The following is a 19847-nucleotide window of genomic DNA, read 5'->3' on the forward strand; positions in this document are numbered from 1 at the left end:
GTTAATTAAAGAATTATGATGACACTTTCGGAAGAAAACTACCTAAAAGCAATCTATCATCTGAGTGATACTTTTGATGGAGGAATTAGCACAAATGCTATTGCAGAAAAGATGAAAACCAAAGCTTCTTCCGTAACAGATATGATTAAAAAACTATCTGAAAAAGAATTGGTGAATTACAGACGCTATAAAGGTGTAGAGTTGACAGTTGAAGGGAAATTGGTAGCTGCTAATATCATAAGAAAACACAGGCTTTGGGAAGTGTTTTTGGTAGAAAAACTCAATTTTACTTGGGATGAAGTGCATGATGTTGCCGAACAATTGGAGCATATAAAATCTGAAAAATTGATCAATCAGCTAGATGAATTTTTAGGATTTCCAAAGCGCGATCCGCATGGCGATCCAATTCCTGACAAAGACGGAAACGTATCAAATCATACGGATGTATTATTAATGACGCTGAATAAAAATGACAAAGGAATTATTGTTGGTGTAAAAGATTCATCATCATCATTCCTAAAATATTTAGACAAACAAGGAATTGCCTTAGGCAAGAAGATTAAAGTCATTGACAAAGAACCGTTTGACAATTCTATGAAGATTCGCATCAAAAAAGAAGAATTCACAATTTCACAACAAATCGCAAATAATATTTATATCAAAAAGTAGGCTTTTAAAGCTTTAATTATAAATGTTATATGTTGAATTTTGAATTGTCATATCGAGCGCAGTCGAGATATATTTTGAAAATATAAGTTTCATCACACAAACAACAAATAACCAAATCAATAGGTTCATAAAAAATGAAAAAATACACATACATACTTCTAGTCGCAATTGGCATAACAAGTTGTAAAACAGAAGTAAAACAACGAGATGGAAAACTGCAAATTGTAACGACAACGACCATGATTACTGATATGGTTGAACATATTGGTGGTGACGCTGTGGTTGTAAACGGTTTAATGGGAAGTGGCGTTGATCCGCATTTGTACAAAGCAAGTGAAAGCGTGGTAAGTAAGTTATTCAATGCAGATGTAATTATTTATAACGGATTGCATTTAGAAGGAAAATTAGAAGATGTTTTTGAAAAATTGCGCAAGCAACAAAAGAAAACCATTGCAATTTCTGATGCTATTGATAAAAAAGGATTGATCAGTTCTGAATATTTTGCTTCGAATTACGATCCGCATATATGGTTTCATATAGATTATTGGAAGCAAGCAACACAATTTGTAATTGATGAACTCAAAAAATTAGATCCAGACAATGCTGCTACTTTTGAAAAAAATGGACAAGCATATATTGCAAATCTAACGAATTTGGCTACTGAGATTTCTCAAAAAATAGAAACACTGCCTGTAGAAAAACGAATTTTAGTAACCGCACATGATGCATTTAATTATTTTGGAAAACTACATAATTTTGAAGTGGTTGGTTTGCAAGGATTATCAACAGCTACAGAAGCTGGCGTACAAGACGTACAAAGACTGGCAAGTTTTATCATAGAAAAGAAAGTAAAAGCCATTTTTGTAGAAAGTTCTGTGCCAAGACGTACGGTAGAAGCATTGCAAGCGTCAGTACAAGCAAGCGGACATGAAGTAGCTATTGGCGGAACATTATATTCGGATGCATTAGGTGACGCTGGAACTGAAGAAGGAACGTATATTGGAATGTATATTTATAATGTAAAAACGATTGTGGAAGCGTTGAAATAGTTTAGTTGTTTATGAGTTTAGAAGTTTAAGCTTTTTATAGAATAACGCTAGGTCAAATAACAAATTGACAAATCAACAAAACTGATAGTGGAAGCGTTAAAATAGTTTAGTTGTTTACGAGTTTAGAAGTTTAAGCTTTTTATAGAATAACGCTAGGTCAAATAACAGATTGACAAATCAACAAAACTGATAGTGGAAGCGTTGAAATAGTTTAGTTGTTTATGAGTTTAGAAGTTTAAGTTTATGAAACAATGTTAGGTTAAATAACAGATTGACAAATCAACAAAACTGATAGTGGAAGCGTTGAAATAGTTTAGTTGTTTACGAGTTTAGAAGTTTAAGTTTATGAAACAATGTTAGGTTAAATAACAGATTGACAAATCAACGAATCAACAAAAAACAAGTAAAGAGTAAGCAAACCAAATTAACAAAAAAACAAATCAACAAAAACTAAAAACAAATAGCCAACGGCTAGAAGCCAAAAACAACCAAGTATGGAAAAAAAATACGCCATTTCGGTAGATGATCTTACTGTTGCCTACAACTACAAACCTGTACTTTGGGACATTGATTTGGCGATTCCTGAAGGTGTATTGATGTGTATTGTTGGACCTAATGGTGCAGGAAAATCTACCTTGATCAAAGCAATTTTGGGAATTTTGAAACCCATTGCTGGAACCATTTCAATTTTTGGAAAACCGTATGCAAAACAACGTTCATTAGTAGCCTATGTGCCACAAAAAGGAAGTGTAGATTGGGATTTTCCAACTACGGCTTTAGATGTCGTGATGATGGGAACGTATGGAAGTCTCGGTTGGATCAAACGTCCAGGGAAAAAACAAAAGAAAGCAGCGTTGGAAGCCTTAGAAAAAGTAGGGATGTTGCCGTTTAAAAATAGACAAATAAGTCAACTTTCAGGTGGACAACAACAGCGAATTTTCTTGGCAAGAGCCTTGGTGCAAAATGCTTCTATTTATTTTATGGATGAACCGTTTCAAGGCGTTGATGCAACAACCGAAAAAGCAATTATCAACATCTTAAAAGAACTCCGAAAAGCAGGAAAAACTGTGATTGTAGTGCATCACGATTTGCAAACAGTTCCCGAATATTTTGATTGGGTAACGTTCCTCAATGTGAAAAAAATTGCTACTGGTCCGGTAAAAGATATTTTCAATGATGATAATTTGACCAAAACCTACGGAATCAACTATAAAGTAAGTGTTCAAGAGTAATATAAATGCATGAAAACTAAAACTTCAAAAAACAACTAAAAACCAAAAAACCATAGATTTTCAAGGATACATAGAGCTCATTTTTTCCAACTATACCGCACGAATTGTGATGTTAGGAACTGCAATTTTAGGTGCTATTTGTGGTATGTTGGGAAGTTTTGCAGTATTGCGAAAGCAAAGCTTGTTGGGCGATGCCATTTCTCACGCTGCTTTACCCGGAATTGCTATTGCTTTCCTAATTACGGGCGTAAAAGACAGCAATCTATTCTTGCTAGGCGCTTTGATTAGCGGATTGATTGGTACATTTTGGATTCGTAGCATCACGAAAAATACACACTTAAAATCTGATACAGCTTTAGGTTTAACACTTTCTTTATTTTTTGGCTTTGGAATGTTATTGCTAACCTTTATTCAAAAACAGCCGAATGCCAGTCAAGCTGGATTGGACACATATTTATTCGGGCAAGCAGCTACTTTATTGGTAGAAGATGTATGGCTAATTGCGATTGTGGCAGGAATTGCACTGTTGATTTTGCTCGTTTTCTGGAAAGAATTTAAAATACTATTGTTTGATGAAGATTATACCAAAACGCTCGGTTTCAACACACGTTTTATAGACATTTTAATTACCACATTTATTGTAATTACCATTGTATTAGGACTGCAAACGGTTGGTGTTATCTTGATGAGTGCAATATTATTAGCGCCAGCAGCGGCAGCACGACAATGGACAAATAGTTTGGGAATGATGGTCATCTTAGCAGCCATATTTGGAGCATTTTCAGGAGTTATTGGTACAGGAATCAGTACGGTAGTTGGAAATCTTTCTACAGGTCCCGTTATTGTATTGGTAGCAGCAAGTATTGTATTGTTTTCATTTATATTTTCACCAAAAAGAGGGTTGTTATTTAGGGAAATTCGCTTCCGAAAAAATAGAAACAACATCAAAATGCATAAAACTTTGGCGTTTATGTATGAAATTGCCAAAACACACGAAAACATATCACATCCGCACGCAATTAAAATTTTAAATGGATTTCAAGGATTTTCAAAGCGTTCGTTGCAGGAATTGGTAGATTTAAATTATGTAGAAATACATGGACAACAATGGTCTATGACACAAAAGGGCTATATAACTGCAGCTAATTTATACAATCAACAAATAGAAAATCTCCATGAATAGCGCTCAAATCACCATACAAATTATTGTGACCTTAGTCGCTATTGCTTGTGCCATTCCGGGAACATTTTTGGTGCTGCGAAGAATGTCATTAATAAGTGACGCCATTAGTCATTCTATTTTATTGGGAATTGTGATTGGGTTTTTTATTGTGGAAGATACTTCTTCGCCATTGCTCATCGTTTTAGCGGCTTTGGCTGGTGTTGTCACGGTGATATTGGTCGAATTCATTCAAAAAACAGGACTGGTCAAGGAAGATACTGCTATCGGATTGGTATTTCCTGCCTTGTTTAGTATTGGTGTGATTCTGATTTCAAAAAATGCCAATGATGTACACTTAGATATCGATTCTGTGATGGTTGGTGATTTAAGCTTAGCACCATTTGATCCTTTATTGATCAATTGTCAAGAAGGAATACTCGATTCTTGTATCAACTTGGGTCCAAAAGCCATTTGGGTGATTGGAATTATTTTAGCCATTACTTTAATTTTATTAATTACATTTTTCAAAGAGTTAAAAGTCAGCACGTTTGATGCTGGTTTGGCAGCAGCTTTAGGATTTTCGCCAGTAATCATGCACTACGGATTAATGACGGTTTCGTCTGTAACCATTGTTGGTGCATTTGATGCTGTAGGTCCAATATTGGTTGTCGCACTGATGATTGCACCTGCTGCAACAGCTTATTTATTTACCAAAGATTTAAAGAAAATGTTAGTGCTTTCCTGCTTCTTTGGAGTATTGGCAGCTATTGCAGGCTATTGGTTGGCACATTTTCTAGATGCTTCCATTTCGGGTTCTATGACGACCGTATTGGCAATTCTTTTTCTATTGGTCTATGAACCTATTATTACTTCAATTATTGTAGGTCTCATCACTGGAATTAGTATTATATTCTATCAATACTATGATTTTGTGGTGAATAGTGTCGCTGGTTACGATCGTTTTCTATTAGGCGAAAAAATACGTGCTGTATTTTCACAATTTTCATTTTTAGATTACGTCTATATATTGTTAATTGCAGCAGCATTAGCGTCAGCTCTTATTTATATTTTGCCAAAAAGAGGTTTGGTATACGGATATTATAAAGTACGACAGCAAAAAACCGAAATCATGTTGTTGGTGTTTTTACTACACATTCGCAACCATGCAGAAGAGAGTGAGCGCCATGTAAAACATTTGAATGAGCATATTAACTGGCAACGTTTGCGTTCACAATCTATTGTAGCATTGGCGCAAAAAAACAATATGATTACCATTACAGATCAAATTATTTCTTTAACGGAAAAAGGAGATGATTTTACTGAAAAAGCCATCGATTATATCATCACAAACAAAGACACTGAAATCGAAGAAATGAAAGATGATTTCTTTCTATTTAGAGGTTAAAACACAATTTCATTTTTATGGAAATTATAAAAATACTTTGGTATATATTCTTTATGCTTTTCTCGTCAGGAGAAGAAGAAAAAGTAGCTGAAACATCATTTCCAGTTACTTTACAAACATCTGCTATGGAATGTGGTCCACGATGTTTGCAAATGATAAGTGCTTACCATGGTGAACGATATAATATCAATACTTTAAATAAGCTTTGTAATTTAAGTGAAGAAGGAACTTCTATGGGCTATATTGCTGATGCTGGAGAATTGATAGGATTGCATACCTTGGCCGTTAGTGTAGACTATGATACTTTATTAAACGAAGTGCCATATCCAGCGATGGCACATTGGCGAAGTAGGCATTTTATTGTAGTATATGATGTGAGTAAAGATAGTGTTTGGGCTGCCGATCCTGCTTTTGGTTTGGTCTCATACCCTAAAGAACAATTTATACCAGCTTGGACGGACAGTAGTCCTGATAAAGAAACAGGAGAAGGTTATTTGCTGCTTTTTGAACCAACAGAAAAATTTTATAAGCAAAGCACAAAACAAGAGGCAATACGAAAGGCAAACCTTAAAAAATAACAAGAATCAAGAGTGATTCTTTAGTATTATGATGACAAACGATACACTTAAAAAACGTATATTCTTTCAAAAAAGTAATACTATCCTTAAAACTAACTAACAAACATTAGTTAATTGATATTCAGTCATTTACAATTTTTAAGAATTACCATTCATCGAATAATCTAGTACATTTATCGAACAACTATGTGCATTAACCTAATTAATGAACATTTCATGGATAAAGAATGTACTTTAGTATTGAGTAATTTTAGAAATCATTTAGTTGTTTAACTTAAGACATTAATTAACAACTTTTGTTAAGAAAAGAGAGTGAGGCTTAACACTCTCTTTTTTTATGCCCTTATTTTTCTTCTTTTTCCTTATAGTTTTGATAAACAAGGAATCTTCCCAATAGTCATAAATCGATAAAAAAGTGTTAAACATATCGTATGTTTGAATAGGCTAAGATACATTTGAAAAATTAATTTAACATTAAAAAATAATTACGATGAAAAAAATTACCTTATTTGTATTCCTATTCGCATTTGCAGTGGTTAGTGCACAAAAAGATGACAAAACAACAGACAAGCTCAGCTTTAAAAAGGGAACACAATTTATCAACCTAAATTTATCGCTGAATACTTCTTCTTCTGAATTAGACGCACAAACTCAAAATCAGGAATCAAAAAACTTTGGATTATCTATTAATCCATCATACAGTTATGCAATTAGCGATGACTTTTTCTTAGGATTAGGACTTGGATACGGAACCAATACAAGAGAAAACGAATTAAATGGCGTTATGGAGAGTGAAGCTTCGACCAATTCATTTGCAGTATTTCCATATGTGCGTTACTATAAAGGAATTGGAAAAAAGCTAGCATTTTTTCTACATGGAGAAACACGTTATACTTATTCAAAAAATGAAGTAAATAACACCAATCCAAGAACTACAAACTCGTTCTTTTTTGGAGTACGACCAGGATTTGTATTTATGCTCAACAAAAACTTAGGTTTAGAAACTTCTATCGGAGCTTTAGGATATACAACAAGCAACGTTGAAGACGAAGGAAACAACTCAGAATCTGATTTTAATAGTTTCAACTTTTCATTAAACTCATCAAACTTATTGGTTGGTTTGAGCTATTATTTCTAAAAGATATACCATTATAAATTATAAACCGCAAAGGTCTTCTTGTAGACTTTTGCGGTTTCTTTTTGCGTTAAACTTTATTAAAAAAGGCTAAAAAGCTGTTAAATGCATATTTCTGTTGTGGTTGCTTTATTACATTTGGTCGTAACATTAAACATTAAAACCAAATTAATATGAAAAAAATTACACTATTCGTGTGCCTGTTCACTATTGCCTTTGTAAATGCTCAAGATGCTGATAAAACTACTTCAGACAAGCTCAGTTTTGAGAAAGGAACACAGTTTGTAAATCTAAATTTCTCTGTAAATAGTTCTGAAACCAATTTTGAACGACAAACTCAAGATCAGTTAGATACAGGTGAAACGAAAGCGTTCGGATTTAGCATCAATGCTTCCTATGCGCATGCAATCAACAATAATCTATTTTTAGGATTAGGTGTAGGTTATGGAAGTAATAAAAATGAAGCAACCAATATTGATGGAAGCGTAAACGAGAATGATAGTAAATCATATCAAGTGTTTCCATATGTTCGTTATTACAAAGGAATTGGAAAAAAATTAGCACTTTTTATACAAGGTGAAGCGCGCTATTCTCATTTTGAAAATGAATTGAATGCCTTAAACGATGGAGAATCTGACAACTTCTTTGTAGGGATACGACCTGGAATTACCTTCATGCTCAATAAAAATTTTGCATTAGAAACTTCTTTCGGTGCATTAGGATATACACATTCGAAGATAGATAATGGACGATTTAATACTGAAGCGACAAGCAACTCATTTAATCTCTCATTAAACTCTTCTAATTTATTTTTTGGGTTGAATTACTATTTCTAAAAAACATAACAAAATATACTTATGAAAAAATATATATACTATATATGTTTGCTTTTAGTTGCATTTGTTCATGCACAAGAAGTAGACACAAACGACGCTGATGTGCTTCGTTTTGAAAAAGGAGCGCAATTTTTAAACCTAAACCTTTCGCTAAATCATTCAAATGAAGAAACAATACTTTCAAGTCAGGAAGTAATTGAAACCAAACGAAGCAATATTACGATTAGAAGTTCGTATGCATATGCCATTAGCGACAATTTCTTTTTAGGACTTGGTTTAGGATATGTGCATAGCACTAGTGATACAAAAAACGGAACTACTAATGTAGATGATAATAGTTTGGTAGGAAACACATACACTATATTTCCATACGCACGCTATTACAAAGGAATTGGTGAAAAATTGGCTGTATTTCTTCAGGGAGAAGCAAGTTACAGGCATTCCAATATCCATACATTTAAATCTAACAATTTCTCAGCAGGTTTGCGACCGGGAATTACATTTATGATGGATAAAAACTTAGCACTAGAAGCATCTGTAGGATTTCTAGGATATTTCTCAGGTACTTCGGAGGAAGACGGCGGACTTTCTGAACGGGATAATAAAGGATTTAGAGCGTCATTGAACTCTTCTAATTTACTCTTCGGATTAAATTATTATTTTTAAAAGCAATGATTAATGACAACCGCAACCGTCTTTTCCACAAGCTTTTGCGGTTTTCTTTTTCCAGAAAAATTTCTTCACAAGAAAGCCTACTGCAATCAAAAATGTAATGCCTACTAATATTTCCTGAATCATACTTTTACTTTAAAAATTGATACGCAATAAATCCTGCAACATAAGCAATGAGTGTCATGGCGCCTAATTGAATCATTGGCCATTTCCAGCTCTTGGTTTCTCTTTTTACAATTGCCAATGTACTCATACATTGCATGGCAAATGCATAAAATAACAATAGTGAAATTCCTGCGGCAAAGGTAAATACCTTTTTTCCTGAACCTGCATGCACTTCCGATTTCATTTTTGCTTTAATCGTATTTCCTTCTTCATCATCACCTTCACTACCAACACTATAAATTGTTGCCAAGGTTCCAATAAATACTTCACGTGCAGCAAACGAACTTACCAAAGCAATCCCAATTTTCCAGTCGTATCCCAAAGGTTGTATCACAGGTTCAATAGATTTTCCAATGGTTCCTAAAACGGAGTTTTCCAATCGTAATCCTGCAATTTCATCTTCAATTACGGCATCTTTAAACTCTGAAATTTTGGTTTGAATGGCTGCATTTAAATCTTGTTCGGTATATACTGTTCGGTTGGTCGTAAAAGTAGCTGCTAAACTTTCTTTGTAACGTAGAATTTTATTGTCTAGCGCAATTTGTTGAATCTCACTGAAGCCATTTTTTTCAAAGGATTCAGTGACAATGGTTTCTGCATTTTTAAAAGTATCATTGACACCTACAGAGGCTAAAACCCATAAAATAATAGAAATCGCTAAAATGATTTTTCCAGCTTCAAACACAAAGGCTTTTGTCTTTTCAATCACCGTAAACGCTACATTTTTGAATAGTGGAATTTTATATTTTGGCAATTCCACGACAAAGTATGACTTGCTTTCAATCTTTAGAGTTTTGTGTAAAATATAAGCGGAAAGTAGTGCAATGGCGAATCCAATTACATACAACAACATTAACGTAATTCCTTGCCAAGTAAAAAACCAAAAGACAGGTTCACCTGGAATGATCAATGAAATTAGAATAGCATACACAGGCAAACGCGCAGAACAGGTAATAAATGGTGTCACTAATATAGTAATGAGACGTTCTTTCCAACTTTCAATGTTTCTGGTTGCCATGATCGCAGGAATAGCACAGGCAGCTCCAGAAATTAAAGGAACCACGCTTTTTCCGCTTAAACCAAATCGACGCATGACTTTATCCATTAAAAAGACCACACGACTCATATAACCACTTTCTTCTAAAATGGCAATAAACAGAAATAGGAAGGCAATTTGTGGAATAAATATGACGATTCCGCCCAAACCAGTAATGATTCCATCGGCAAGCAAATCGGTAAACATACCTGCGGGCAATACTTCTTTTGTCCATTCGGCCAAGGAGCCAAAAGAACTGTCAATAAAGTCCATTGGTATATTACTCCATTCAAAAATCACTTGAAAAATCAGCAATAATAATACTGCAAAAATGGCGTATCCGAAGAATTTATGGGTAAAAATCCGATCTAGTTTCGCCTGCATATCGGTTGCTTTTGAACGATCAACCGTATACGATTTTTTTAAAGCTTCATTGATAAACTGATAGCGAACAATAGTTTCACGATGCTGTACTTTTTTAAGCTCAACTGTTGAAAGTGAAGTTAAAAGTTCAGTATGGGTAATGGTATTTTGTTTAATTTTTTCTGCTGGAATACAACGTGCTGTAGGAAGATTGCTGTAATTGAGAATAGCTTCTTTTACCTTGTCAATTCCAGTTTGTTTTTTGGAACTGATAAGTACAACCTTTGTATTCAGATCGGCTTCTAATTGTGAAATATCAAGTGAAATTCCTTTCGGTTGCATCCGATCAGCCATATTAATGACTAAGATTGTTGGAATTTCTAAATCCTTCACCTGCGTAAAAATGAGTAGGTTTCGCTTTAGTTGCTCCACATCAGTGACGACAACCGCTACATCAGGATAATTAACATTGTCACGATTATTTAAAATATCGATGGCAATTTTTTCATCTGCGGAAGAAGCATTCAAGCTATACGTTCCGGGTAAATCTAAAATGGTAGCTTTTTGTGTCTTGGAAAGTTTGCAGGTTCCTGTTTTTTTATCGACCGTAATTCCAGGATAATTTCCAACCTTTTGGTTTAAACCTGTTAAATGGTTGAATAATGACGTTTTTCCAGTATTTGGATTTCCTATTAAGGCTACTTTTATTGTTGAATCACTCATAGCAAATAGGATTAAATAACTTTTTCAATTCTGATTTCTGCAGCAGTATCTTTTCTGATGGCAATATTGCTGTCATTAATCGTTAAAAATAAAGGACCATTAAATAAAGTAGTTTGTACAAGGGAAATTTCGTTTCCAGGCAAACAGCCCATTTCTATAAGTTTTAGTGGAATTGTGTCTACTGGAAAATCAAGAATAATTGCCTTTTCTCCTTTTTTTAAATCTGCAACAGTCAATACGTCTTTATTTAGATTAATTTTAAAGAAGCAAAAATAAGCTAAAAAGTTTAGTTAGAAAATTTCCATGTCAAAAAAGCGTTATTCGTCGTAAGAAGCTTTTAGGATTTCAATTTCTTCAAGAAGTCTTTCAATTTCTTCTTTTTTGGTGCCATCATAAAATCCACGAATGCGACGTTCTTTATCGATTAACATAAAGTTCTCGGTATGTACCATACTATAATCTTCATCGCCATTTGATTTTACAGCCAAATACGACTTACGAGCCAAATCGTAAATTTCCTTTTTGTCGCCGGTAACTAAATTCCACTTGGCATCGTTTACACCTTTTTCTAAAGCATATTTTTTTAATTGCTCAACCGTATCAATTTCGGGAATCACAGAATGCGATAACAACATTACTTCATCGTCATCGAGAATTGCTTTTTGGACATCTGCCATATTTTTTGTCATAATTGGACAAATAGTTTGACAAGTGGTAAAAAAGAAGTCAGCTACGTAAATTTTCCCTTTATACGTGTCTTGCGTGATGGTTTCACCGTTCTGATTCACCAAAGAAAAGTCATTTATTTTATGATATTTACTTACATGTTGTATGGAATTGTCAACTAATTCGACATTTACATTAGCAGGTTGATATACATTGAGTACTTTTTCCTTACGAAGTGCAAAGTAGAAGGTAATCATGATAATCGCTGATAAACAGGTCATTACGATAGCGAATAGTCTGTATTTTCTAAAAAATGATAGCATTAAATGTCGTTTAGCGGATAATTTTACAGTTCATCGATTAAATTTTGGGTGTTCATCGAAAAAACCCTGTACAAATTTACGATTTTTATTTTTGGATAGGAAAAATTCCTATCTTGGTAATCCCAAATCTAACTTAACTATGAAGAAAACCATTTTAGCCCTTGGTTTCTTATGGACTTTTATCGCCTTTGGCCAGACAGATCAGGAATTGATCGATGTGGTTGAAGGAGAGTATAATAAAGCAAAGCAGTTACAGGATTTTCAAGCAAACGAAAACACAGCTTCTTACGATTTATTATCTCAGAAACTTGAAATAGAAGTCGATCCAGCTGTTCATTATATTAAAGGAAAAGTTACTACAGAGTTTCGCTCTTTAGAAAACAAAAACACAATTGTGTTTGACTTAGCAGACAATTTAGAAGTGTCGTCTGTTACTACTGAAGAAGCAACTTTACCATTCACGCACCAAGATAACGAACTTACCATCACATTTGCTAAAGATGTTTGTGAAGATGCTATTCGTACCATAACCATAGCATATGAAGGAGTTCCTAACAAAAATCCTGGTGGAGATGGATTTGTAACTACAACACATAACAATACGCCATCATTATATACACTTTCTGAGCCATACGGTTCAAGAGATTGGTGGCCATGCAAACAAGACTTAAACGACAAAATAGATCAAATTGACGTCATCATCACTGCTCCCAAAGCATACAAAGCTGTTTCTAATGGAATGGTAATATCAGAACAAGAAAGTGGAGCAATGGTGACGACGCATTGGCAACATAATTACCCAATTCCGACATACTTAATTGGTATTGCGGTTACAGATTATGAAGTGTTCTCGCAAACTGTTGAGAGAGATGGATATAGCTTTGATATTGTAAATTATGTATATCCAGAATCAAAAGAAAAAGCAGAAGAGTACACGAAAGTAACTGTTGAAATTATGAATCTTTTCCAAGATTTATTCGGAGAGTATCCGTATAAAGATGAAAAGTACGGTCATGCAGAATTTGAGTATGGCGGAGGAATGGAGCATTCTACAATTTCATTTATGGGGAACTTTAGCAGATCATTAATTGCACATGAATTAGCACACCAATGGTTTGGAAATAAAGTGACTTGTGACTCTTGGAATGACATTTGGTTAAACGAAGGTTTTGCTACGTATTTATCTGGTTTGGTTGAAAATCACTTTGATGGTGAAGAAGACTTTATCAATTGGAAACGTGGAAAAATTGCAGATATCACAACTTCAAGAGCTGGTTCCGTATATGTAGAAGATGAAAAGTTAGACAATCCTGGACGTATATTTAGCTCTCGCTTAACGTACAATAAAGGAGCAATGGTGATTCACATGTTGCGCCAACAATTAGGAGATGCTGTATTTTTCAAAGCTATCAGAAATTATTTGAATGATGAAGAATTAGCGTACGGATATGCTAATACAGATCAGTTACAAACACATTTAGAAAAGGCAAGTGGACAAGATTTACAAGAGTTTTTCAACGATTGGATTTATGGTCAAGGATATCCTTCCTATGATGTAGCTTGGTATCAAGGTGCTAAAGATGAATTGAACATTACAATGAATCAAGCGCAATCAAGCAAAAAAGTAGACTTCTTTGAATCAAAAGTACCTTTCTTAGTATTAGGAATGAATGGAGAAGAGGAATACATTACGATTGATCATACTTTTGATGGACAATCTTTTGCAGTAAATTTTGACTTTGAAATTTCTGATATCATTATTGATCCAAAATTCGATTTAATCTCTCGAAATAACAGTGTTAGAATTGATATTGAAGCTGTTGCTGAATTAGAAATTCAATCTTCTATCAACAATACAGCAAATAAAACTACCTTAGTTACTGCTAAAAAATAATACGACACTACATCGTTTCTGAATAAATATGGTGAAATCCAATTATTAGCGTGCTGCTATCTTTTTTAAGTAATCATAAAAGCTTACTTTTGTGCGTTCTATAAACATTTTATATTATAAATGGGAGTATTTATTCAGATTACATCGTTTGTCCTTATCATTTCAATTCTTGTAATTCTTCATGAATTAGGGCATTTCATACCAGCAAAACTTTTTAAAACAAAGGTTGAAAAATTCTATTTATTCTTTGATCCGTGGTTTTCTATTGTAAAAAAGAAAGTAGGAGATACGGTTTATGGAATTGGATGGTTACCCTTAGGTGGTTATGTGAAAATTGCTGGAATGATTGATGAAAGCATGGATAAAGAACAAATGGAACAACCTCCACAACCTTGGGAATTCCGTTCGAAACCAGCTTGGCAACGTTTAATCATCATGTTAGGAGGAGTTATTGTAAACTTCTTATTGGCTTGGGTGATCTATATCTCAATCTTTATGTATTATGGCGAATCTTACGTTCCTGTAGACAAAATAGAGCACGGTTTACATTTTGATAGTGTTAGTGAAAAGATTGGACTCAAAACGGGCGATAAAATTATTGCCATAGATGGAGACAAAGTTGAAAAACTAGATAAATACCTTAATATTGATTTATTACTTGGTGATGAAGTAACGGTAATTCGTAACGGAAAAGAAGTAACGGTTGCACTAAGTGATGAAGGAAAAAAAGCAGCCTTAGACAGTAGAGGAAAGCAAATTATCATTCCACGATACAATACATTAGTAATTGGAGAAGTTGTAGATAGTACAAATGCAAAAAAGGCAGGTTTACTAGCAGGAGACAAGGTTATCAAAGCTAATGGAAACACTTTTGAGTTTTGGGATGAATTTAGTGATGAAATAGGAAGAAATAGAGGAAAATCTATTGCCATTCAGGTAATGAGAAATAATGAATTGATAGACATTAACGCTCAAATTCCAGATAGTCTTGGTTTAGGAGTGAGACCAGATTTAGAACTTGCTCAAGAGAAACTATCTATTACACGTGAATATGGCTTTTTTGAAGCAGTGCCAAGAGGTTTTGAAGAAACTATCAATGTATTAGTCCGTCAGGTAAAACAGTTTAAATTAATCTTTAATCCAGTCATTCAAGGATACAAAAAAGTAAAAGGTCCTATTGGAATCGTAGAAATGATGCCTTCACAGTGGAATTGGTACTTCTTTTGGAGCTTTATGGCGATGTTCTCTGTATGGTTAGCCTTTTTAAATATCTTGCCTATACCGGCTTTAGATGGTGGCCATGTGATGTTTTTATTATACGAAATCATTGTGGGGAAAGCTCCATCGCAAAAAGTTATGGAAATAGGGCAAATTATTGGATTCGTACTCATTATGAGTTTAATGGTTGTGATCTTTGGAAATGACATTTGGAACCTCATAAAAGGTAATTAATCAATAGGAATCGAACAGAATTAAAAAGTTTTTCAAATTTTTAAAAAAAATGTTTGTTCGAAATAAAAAATAGCATATATTTGCCCTCGCAAAAAGCAATAACACTCCTCCTTAGCTCAGTTGGTTAGAGCATTTGACTGTTAATCAAAGGGTCCTTGGTTCGAGCCCAAGAGGGGGAGCAAAGCTTTCGAAAGCCATCCATTAGGGTGGCTTTTTTTATGCGCTTACTTCTCGTGAAATTAACAATTCTTTTTACACTTATATTTTTTGATACCACTTTAAATTTTTCTGATCTACTGCTGCTTTTCAGAAAAACAAAGAATCCTATTGTCTAAAAAAGTCAATATTTTCAGAAAACAAGATACACTTTTGTATTTACGACATCACAATCAAATATGGACACTTAAAACGAGTCATATTTTAGGTATCCATACAAGAGTAAAATAAATCTTAAAAATCTTCTTAACATTTAATTAGTAGGAAAAAACACAAAATTTAGCTTAAAATTCAACGCTTATTTGAAAAATTCGACGCTTATAAAATAATGTTGTGTAAAAACAGAAAAGTATTTTCCTTTAATACCCAAAGACTAAAACGAGCTTCCTTTTCCCCAATCCTTTTTAAAGGAATTATTAATAAAAAACGTATTGTAATGATGTTAAAACAAAAAGAATCAAAGCATAAGATCAGAGATACAAAAAACTATCTTTTGGTGGGCACCAAACATCAAGGTGAGTACATAGAAAAATCAAAAATCGTATACATAGAAGCCTGTGAGTGTTACTCATGGATATATCTGAGCAATGGCTTAAAAGTACTTAGTTGTAAATCTATAGGTTATTATGAGCAGCTATTCTCAGAGAACAATTATTCCCGTACCCATCGTTCGTATTTAATTAATCTTTCTCATTTGAAAAGCTATGAGCCACGCTATCGCTTGGTACATCTAAAAGGAGAAATTGTCTTACCTGTGAGTCACCGAAAGAATCGAACGATTTCTAAAATGGTAAGTAACCAGGAATCTAGTACTCCATTTAAAATGGCAGTGTAACAACATACATCTTCAAAAAACAAAAACTAGTAAGTAACTAAAATTAAAACTTTATGAAAAAACTGATTATTGTAAAATTGTGCATGCTTTTTTGTTGCTATTTGGGTTTTTCTCAAATAAGCAACACAGAGTACAGTACACCAGCGGTTATTCCTCAAAGCCCAGAAGTAGCATCACTGCTTCGTTACAGTGAAGTACCTGTTTCGTATTACAACGGTATTCCAAATGTTGGCGTACCCATTTATACGCTTCAAGGGAGAGAGCTATCAGCTCCTATTAATTTATCATATCATGCAGGAGGACATCGTGTCACCGAAGAAGCAAGTTGGGTTGGACTGGGCTGGAGTCTCTCAGGAGGTGGTCAGATCAGTCGAACGGTTAAGGGACATCCTGACGATCATGGTCAGTATGGGTTTATCACTAATCCTTATACGGTAGATTATATCAAGCTTGTATGCGATGGTGATCCATCAGTGGCGAATGATACTAATGGATGTGTATATTACACAGGAGAAGAGGCAATCACACAACGCTTTGATTACGAGCCAGATGATTTTAACTACAGTATGTTTGGTCAATCTGGACGTTTTATGTTCAACCAAGAAAGAGATGCCACCAATCCTAAAGGTGAAATCGTTCAATTTCCGAATAAAAATGTCATTATTGAGCCTAATTACGATGGATACAAAATCATAGGTTGGACTATTACTGACACTAATGGAATTGTTTATGAATTTGTAGAAGGTAATGTATTTGAAACTGCCGAGACATTTCAAAAGAGTGCAGGCGCAATAGAGCTTTCTACTCAAGATGGTAATAGTAACAGTTATATAGAAACATGGGATTTGGTAAAAGTAACCAGTCCAAATGGAGATATCATTACTTTAGAGTATGATCATCCAGTTTTAGATGGTTTTTCATCAGCATATCCTTACAATGATATTACCACTGCTCAAGGATCACAATCACTCATTGTACACAGCAATGGAGTTGCTTTAGGAGATCAAGACAGAAAGCGTATCGAGACATTTTCTGTGACTAGACGTCATTATACGCTCCTTTCAAAAATTACCAGTAGTAAAGGCTCTGTACATTTTATACGTGATACAGCCAATCGATTAGATACTCAATCTACTAAACAACGATTAGCATCTGTAGAAGTATACAATGTCGATAATGACCTTACTCAGCGTATTAAGTTTACCCATGGATACTTTAATAGCCAACCAGTCTCAAGGAATGAGTTTATAGGGTCTAATATAGCCGATATAGCCGCAGGAGCAGATAGCTTTTTAAATAAACGCTTGTACTTGCAAAAAGTTACTTTTGAAGGACATTATGATGGATATAATTCAGCTGATGATTACAGCTATAGCTTTGGCTACAATACAGAAACTATGTTGCCAGATAAGCGCTCTTACGCACAAGATCATTGGGGATATTATAATGGCAAGAGCAATAGTAATTTAATTCCTTATCATGGCGCCGGAAATACCCAAAAAGCAAACCGTGAGGTTGATCCAGATTATAGTAGTGCGTGCATATTAAACAGTATTACGTACCCTGAAGGCGGAGTTACCAAGTTATATTATGAAAATAACCGAGGAGACGTCTATCATGTTGATACGCCTCCCTATTTAGAAGAAAAAGTAAAAGTAGCAGCACTTGCGACCAATCCACATAGCATCACCGAAAATGGAAATGCTACAACGTATGTATTCTGGTCAAATAATTTTGCGGTAAGTAACAATGCAAAACCCTCAGCGAGTGATCCAAATAAAGTACAAATGGAGTATTTCGGATTCTCCAATCGTTGTGACAATGTTGACGCCATATATACAGGAACAGATCAAATATGTGACTCCATGTTCTTTGAATTATACGAGGTAAATGGACTCAGCGAGACACTTGTTCAGCGTTATTCTATTTGGGAATCAGGTTCATTACTTGTTGATAAAAATGCAACCTATAAAGTAAAAATAGAAATTACTTCAGATGGAGATAATTACAATCTTATCGATCATTACAGTGATGTCACTTTTTCATGGTTTGAAGAAAATCCAAATCAGAACGGCGAAGTATTTGATTATTTCGGAGGCATTCGAGTAAAAGCCATCAAAACCTATGATAAGCGTAAACTTGCCTCTTATAAAAGTTTTGAATACAGTGATGGCTATATCGTAAGTCAACCATTTTATTTTTCAATTGGAAGTAATGATGTTCGTAAATATGTTTCCCAAAGTTGGGTTCCATTACAAACCACACAGTCAGGATATGCAGGATATAAAACGGTTGTAGAAAATATCCATGAGGTAGCCACTGAAACAGGTTATAGTACTTTAGATGCAGGAAGTTCTGGAATGCGACAAGTGCGACGTACGTTTTCAGCAGCCTCTACAGATATCGCTTTTCCAGGAGCACCATACACGCAAGAATGGGTTGGTGGTCATCCACTACTAGAAGAAGTGACAGGAAAGAGCAGTTCGACTACTAGCTATGTCACTTTTGCTAGTGAAAATATAGATAATATTAGAGGTTTTATCTTGCAAAGAGAATATCATTTATGGCCTTTTGATTTGGCAAGTCATAACGCTATTGTTACCTGTATGAATGGAGGTAACTGTAATATTTCAAGGAATATCTACAATATATGGCCAGGACAAAAATTTCCAGACAGACAAACGGTGGTCACTAAAGAAGGAACACGTGAGCTATCACAAGTCACTGAAACCTTCTATGAGAGTGTTCCCAATCATCACAATCCCACCAAAACTAGTTTTACCGACAGTAAAGGTGATGTGTATGAAACAGTGATTCGTTATCCTTATGAGGAGAATATCACAACACTCCTTGCAGAGAATAAACTCAATTTTCCGTTAAAGACACAGCAGTATAAAGAAGGCATACTCATGCAAACAGCGATCACTGAGTTTGGAAGTTTTACAGGAAGTGATCCAGTAGCGAATCCAACAAATGTGTTATTGGCATCTATGTCTGGAGCAAAAAAGACAAATACCCTTGAAGAGCGTGTTACCTATCATGGATATAACAAATATGGACAGGTACGTGAGGTATCAAAAACTGATGGTACGCATATCACCTATATATGGGGCTATAATTACAATTACCCTGTAGCAAAAATAGAAAATGCTACCTACGGGCAGGTATCTGCCATTGTAAATGAAGACAATATTCAAAATCTTACAGGATCAACTTTAGAAAATACACTTAATGAGCTGCGAGGTGGATTGCCTAATGCAATGGTCAGCACCTATGTATATCAACCCCTAGTTGGTGTTACACAAACCACGGATCCTAGAGGAAGAAATACCTATTACAAATATGATGGTATGGGGCGTTTAAAGCATGTATTGGATCATGACCAGCATGTATTAAGTACGAACAATTATCACTATAAGAATAATTAAAAACAGCC

At 34.5% G+C, this 19847-nt stretch carries 17 protein-coding genes and 1 tRNA gene; 14 read left to right on the forward strand and 4 right to left on the reverse strand.

Annotated elements, in window-relative coordinates; all coding sequences use genetic code 11:
* The first annotated feature begins 15 nt into the window (after positions 1-15).
* The 9 genes from Q0845_RS00185 (at position 16) to Q0845_RS00225 (ending at position 8732) form a co-directional block, all read left to right on the forward strand.
* Entirely contained in the window at positions 16-669 is a 654-nt protein-coding gene (locus Q0845_RS00185) for a metal-dependent transcriptional regulator (RefSeq protein WP_298507350.1), read from the forward strand.
* Positions 670-803: 134 nt separating this feature from the next.
* Positions 804-1718: a zinc ABC transporter substrate-binding protein gene (locus Q0845_RS00190; protein ID WP_298507352.1), complete on the forward strand. Its 915-nt coding sequence runs from the start codon at positions 804-806 to the stop codon at positions 1716-1718.
* 494 nt (positions 1719-2212) lie between these two features.
* Positions 2213-2950 (forward strand): metal ABC transporter ATP-binding protein, encoded by a 738-nt coding sequence (locus Q0845_RS00195; protein WP_298507354.1) that lies wholly within the window; start codon positions 2213-2215, stop codon positions 2948-2950.
* Between the two features lie 109 nt (positions 2951-3059).
* Positions 3060-4133, forward strand: a complete 1074-nt coding sequence (locus Q0845_RS00200) for a metal ABC transporter permease (RefSeq protein WP_298508751.1) — start codon at positions 3060-3062, stop codon at positions 4131-4133.
* Positions 4126-5517 (forward strand): metal ABC transporter permease, encoded by a 1392-nt coding sequence (locus tag Q0845_RS00205; RefSeq protein WP_298507355.1) that lies wholly within the window; start codon positions 4126-4128, stop codon positions 5515-5517. Before Q0845_RS00200 ends, Q0845_RS00205 begins: the two co-directional genes overlap by 8 nt.
* 17 nt (positions 5518-5534) lie before the next feature.
* Positions 5535-6095 carry a cysteine peptidase family C39 domain-containing protein gene (locus tag Q0845_RS00210; RefSeq protein WP_298507357.1) on the forward strand — a complete coding sequence of 187 codons (561 nt, stop codon included), beginning with the start codon at positions 5535-5537 and terminating at the stop codon, positions 6093-6095.
* 490 nt (positions 6096-6585) lie between these two features.
* Entirely contained in the window at positions 6586-7233 is a 648-nt protein-coding gene (locus Q0845_RS00215; protein ID WP_298507359.1) for an outer membrane beta-barrel protein, read from the forward strand.
* Positions 7234-7403: 170 nt separating this feature from the next.
* Positions 7404-8066, forward strand: coding sequence for an autotransporter domain-containing protein (locus Q0845_RS00220; RefSeq protein WP_298507361.1), 663 nt, complete (start codon positions 7404-7406; stop codon positions 8064-8066).
* Between the two features lie 21 nt (positions 8067-8087).
* Complete coding sequence (locus tag Q0845_RS00225) at positions 8088-8732, forward strand: outer membrane beta-barrel protein (protein WP_298507363.1); 645 nt, start codon at positions 8088-8090, stop codon at positions 8730-8732.
* A gap of 9 nt (positions 8733-8741) precedes the next feature.
* On the opposite strand, the gene Q0845_RS00230 is transcribed toward Q0845_RS00225, so the two are convergent.
* The 4 genes from Q0845_RS00230 to Q0845_RS00245 form a co-directional block, all read right to left on the reverse strand.
* Positions 8742-8864 carry a FeoB-associated Cys-rich membrane protein gene (locus tag Q0845_RS00230; protein WP_298507366.1) on the reverse strand — a complete coding sequence of 41 codons (123 nt, stop codon included), beginning with the start codon at positions 8862-8864 and terminating at the stop codon, positions 8742-8744.
* Between the two features lie 4 nt (positions 8865-8868).
* Positions 8869-11025, reverse strand: a complete 2157-nt coding sequence (gene feoB / locus Q0845_RS00235; RefSeq protein ID WP_298507369.1) for a ferrous iron transport protein B — start codon at positions 11023-11025, stop codon at positions 8869-8871.
* 11 nt (positions 11026-11036) lie between these two features.
* Positions 11037-11261: a FeoA family protein gene (locus tag Q0845_RS00240; protein WP_298507373.1), complete on the reverse strand. Its 225-nt coding sequence runs from the start codon at positions 11259-11261 to the stop codon at positions 11037-11039.
* A gap of 81 nt (positions 11262-11342) precedes the next feature.
* A complete protein-coding gene (locus tag Q0845_RS00245) occupies positions 11343-12014 on the reverse strand; it encodes an SCO family protein (protein ID WP_298507376.1) in 672 nt (223 codons plus the stop codon).
* 139 nt (positions 12015-12153) lie between these two features.
* Here Q0845_RS00245 and Q0845_RS00250 point away from each other — a divergent pair, with 139 nt between their 5' ends.
* The 5 genes from Q0845_RS00250 to Q0845_RS00270 all read left to right on the forward strand — a co-directional run bounded on the left by Q0845_RS00250 (position 12154) and on the right by Q0845_RS00270 (position 19839).
* Complete coding sequence (locus tag Q0845_RS00250; RefSeq protein WP_298507379.1) at positions 12154-13908, forward strand: M1 family metallopeptidase; 1755 nt, start codon at positions 12154-12156, stop codon at positions 13906-13908.
* Positions 13909-14028: 120 nt separating this feature from the next.
* Positions 14029-15360 (forward strand): RIP metalloprotease RseP, encoded by a 1332-nt coding sequence (gene rseP, locus Q0845_RS00255; RefSeq protein WP_298507382.1) that lies wholly within the window; start codon positions 14029-14031, stop codon positions 15358-15360.
* Between the two features lie 105 nt (positions 15361-15465).
* Positions 15466-15539 (forward strand) — tRNA-Asn (locus Q0845_RS00260).
* A gap of 473 nt (positions 15540-16012) precedes the next feature.
* Positions 16013-16411, forward strand: a complete 399-nt coding sequence (locus Q0845_RS00265; protein WP_298507385.1) for a LytTR family DNA-binding domain-containing protein — start codon at positions 16013-16015, stop codon at positions 16409-16411.
* 53 nt (positions 16412-16464) lie between these two features.
* Positions 16465-19839 (forward strand): hypothetical protein, encoded by a 3375-nt coding sequence (locus Q0845_RS00270; RefSeq protein ID WP_298507388.1) that lies wholly within the window; start codon positions 16465-16467, stop codon positions 19837-19839.
* The last annotated feature ends 8 nt before the right edge of the window (positions 19840-19847 follow it).

The organism is uncultured Kordia sp. (assembly GCF_947489565.1).
Lineage (GTDB): Bacteria > Bacteroidota > Bacteroidia > Flavobacteriales > Flavobacteriaceae > Kordia.

Excerpts from the sequence above, each read along its gene's own strand:
- Q0845_RS00185 (WP_298507350.1), top strand. The coding sequence starts at position 16 with ATGATGACACTTTCGGAAGAAAACTACCTAAAAGCAATCTATCATCTG.
- Q0845_RS00190 (WP_298507352.1), top strand. The coding sequence starts at position 804 with ATGAAAAAATACACATACATACTTCTAGTCGCAATTGGCATAACAAGT.
- Q0845_RS00195 (WP_298507354.1), top strand. The coding sequence starts at position 2,213 with ATGGAAAAAAAATACGCCATTTCGGTAGATGATCTTACTGTTGCCTAC.
- Q0845_RS00200 (WP_298508751.1), top strand. The coding sequence starts at position 3,060 with ATGTTAGGAACTGCAATTTTAGGTGCTATTTGTGGTATGTTGGGAAGT.
- Q0845_RS00205 (WP_298507355.1), top strand. The coding sequence starts at position 4,126 with ATGAATAGCGCTCAAATCACCATACAAATTATTGTGACCTTAGTCGCT.
- Q0845_RS00210 (WP_298507357.1), top strand. The coding sequence starts at position 5,535 with ATGGAAATTATAAAAATACTTTGGTATATATTCTTTATGCTTTTCTCG.
- Q0845_RS00215 (WP_298507359.1), top strand. The coding sequence starts at position 6,586 with ATGAAAAAAATTACCTTATTTGTATTCCTATTCGCATTTGCAGTGGTT.
- Q0845_RS00220 (WP_298507361.1), top strand. The coding sequence starts at position 7,404 with ATGAAAAAAATTACACTATTCGTGTGCCTGTTCACTATTGCCTTTGTA.
- Q0845_RS00225 (WP_298507363.1), top strand. The coding sequence starts at position 8,088 with ATGAAAAAATATATATACTATATATGTTTGCTTTTAGTTGCATTTGTT.
- Q0845_RS00230 (WP_298507366.1), bottom strand. The coding sequence starts at position 8,864 with ATGATTCAGGAAATATTAGTAGGCATTACATTTTTGATTGCAGTAGGC.
- feoB (WP_298507369.1), bottom strand. The coding sequence starts at position 11,025 with ATGAGTGATTCAACAATAAAAGTAGCCTTAATAGGAAATCCAAATACT.
- Q0845_RS00245 (WP_298507376.1), bottom strand. The coding sequence starts at position 12,014 with ATGCTATCATTTTTTAGAAAATACAGACTATTCGCTATCGTAATGACC.
- Q0845_RS00250 (WP_298507379.1), top strand. The coding sequence starts at position 12,154 with ATGAAGAAAACCATTTTAGCCCTTGGTTTCTTATGGACTTTTATCGCC.
- rseP (WP_298507382.1), top strand. The coding sequence starts at position 14,029 with ATGGGAGTATTTATTCAGATTACATCGTTTGTCCTTATCATTTCAATT.
- Q0845_RS00265 (WP_298507385.1), top strand. The coding sequence starts at position 16,013 with ATGATGTTAAAACAAAAAGAATCAAAGCATAAGATCAGAGATACAAAA.
- Q0845_RS00270 (WP_298507388.1), top strand. The coding sequence starts at position 16,465 with ATGAAAAAACTGATTATTGTAAAATTGTGCATGCTTTTTTGTTGCTAT.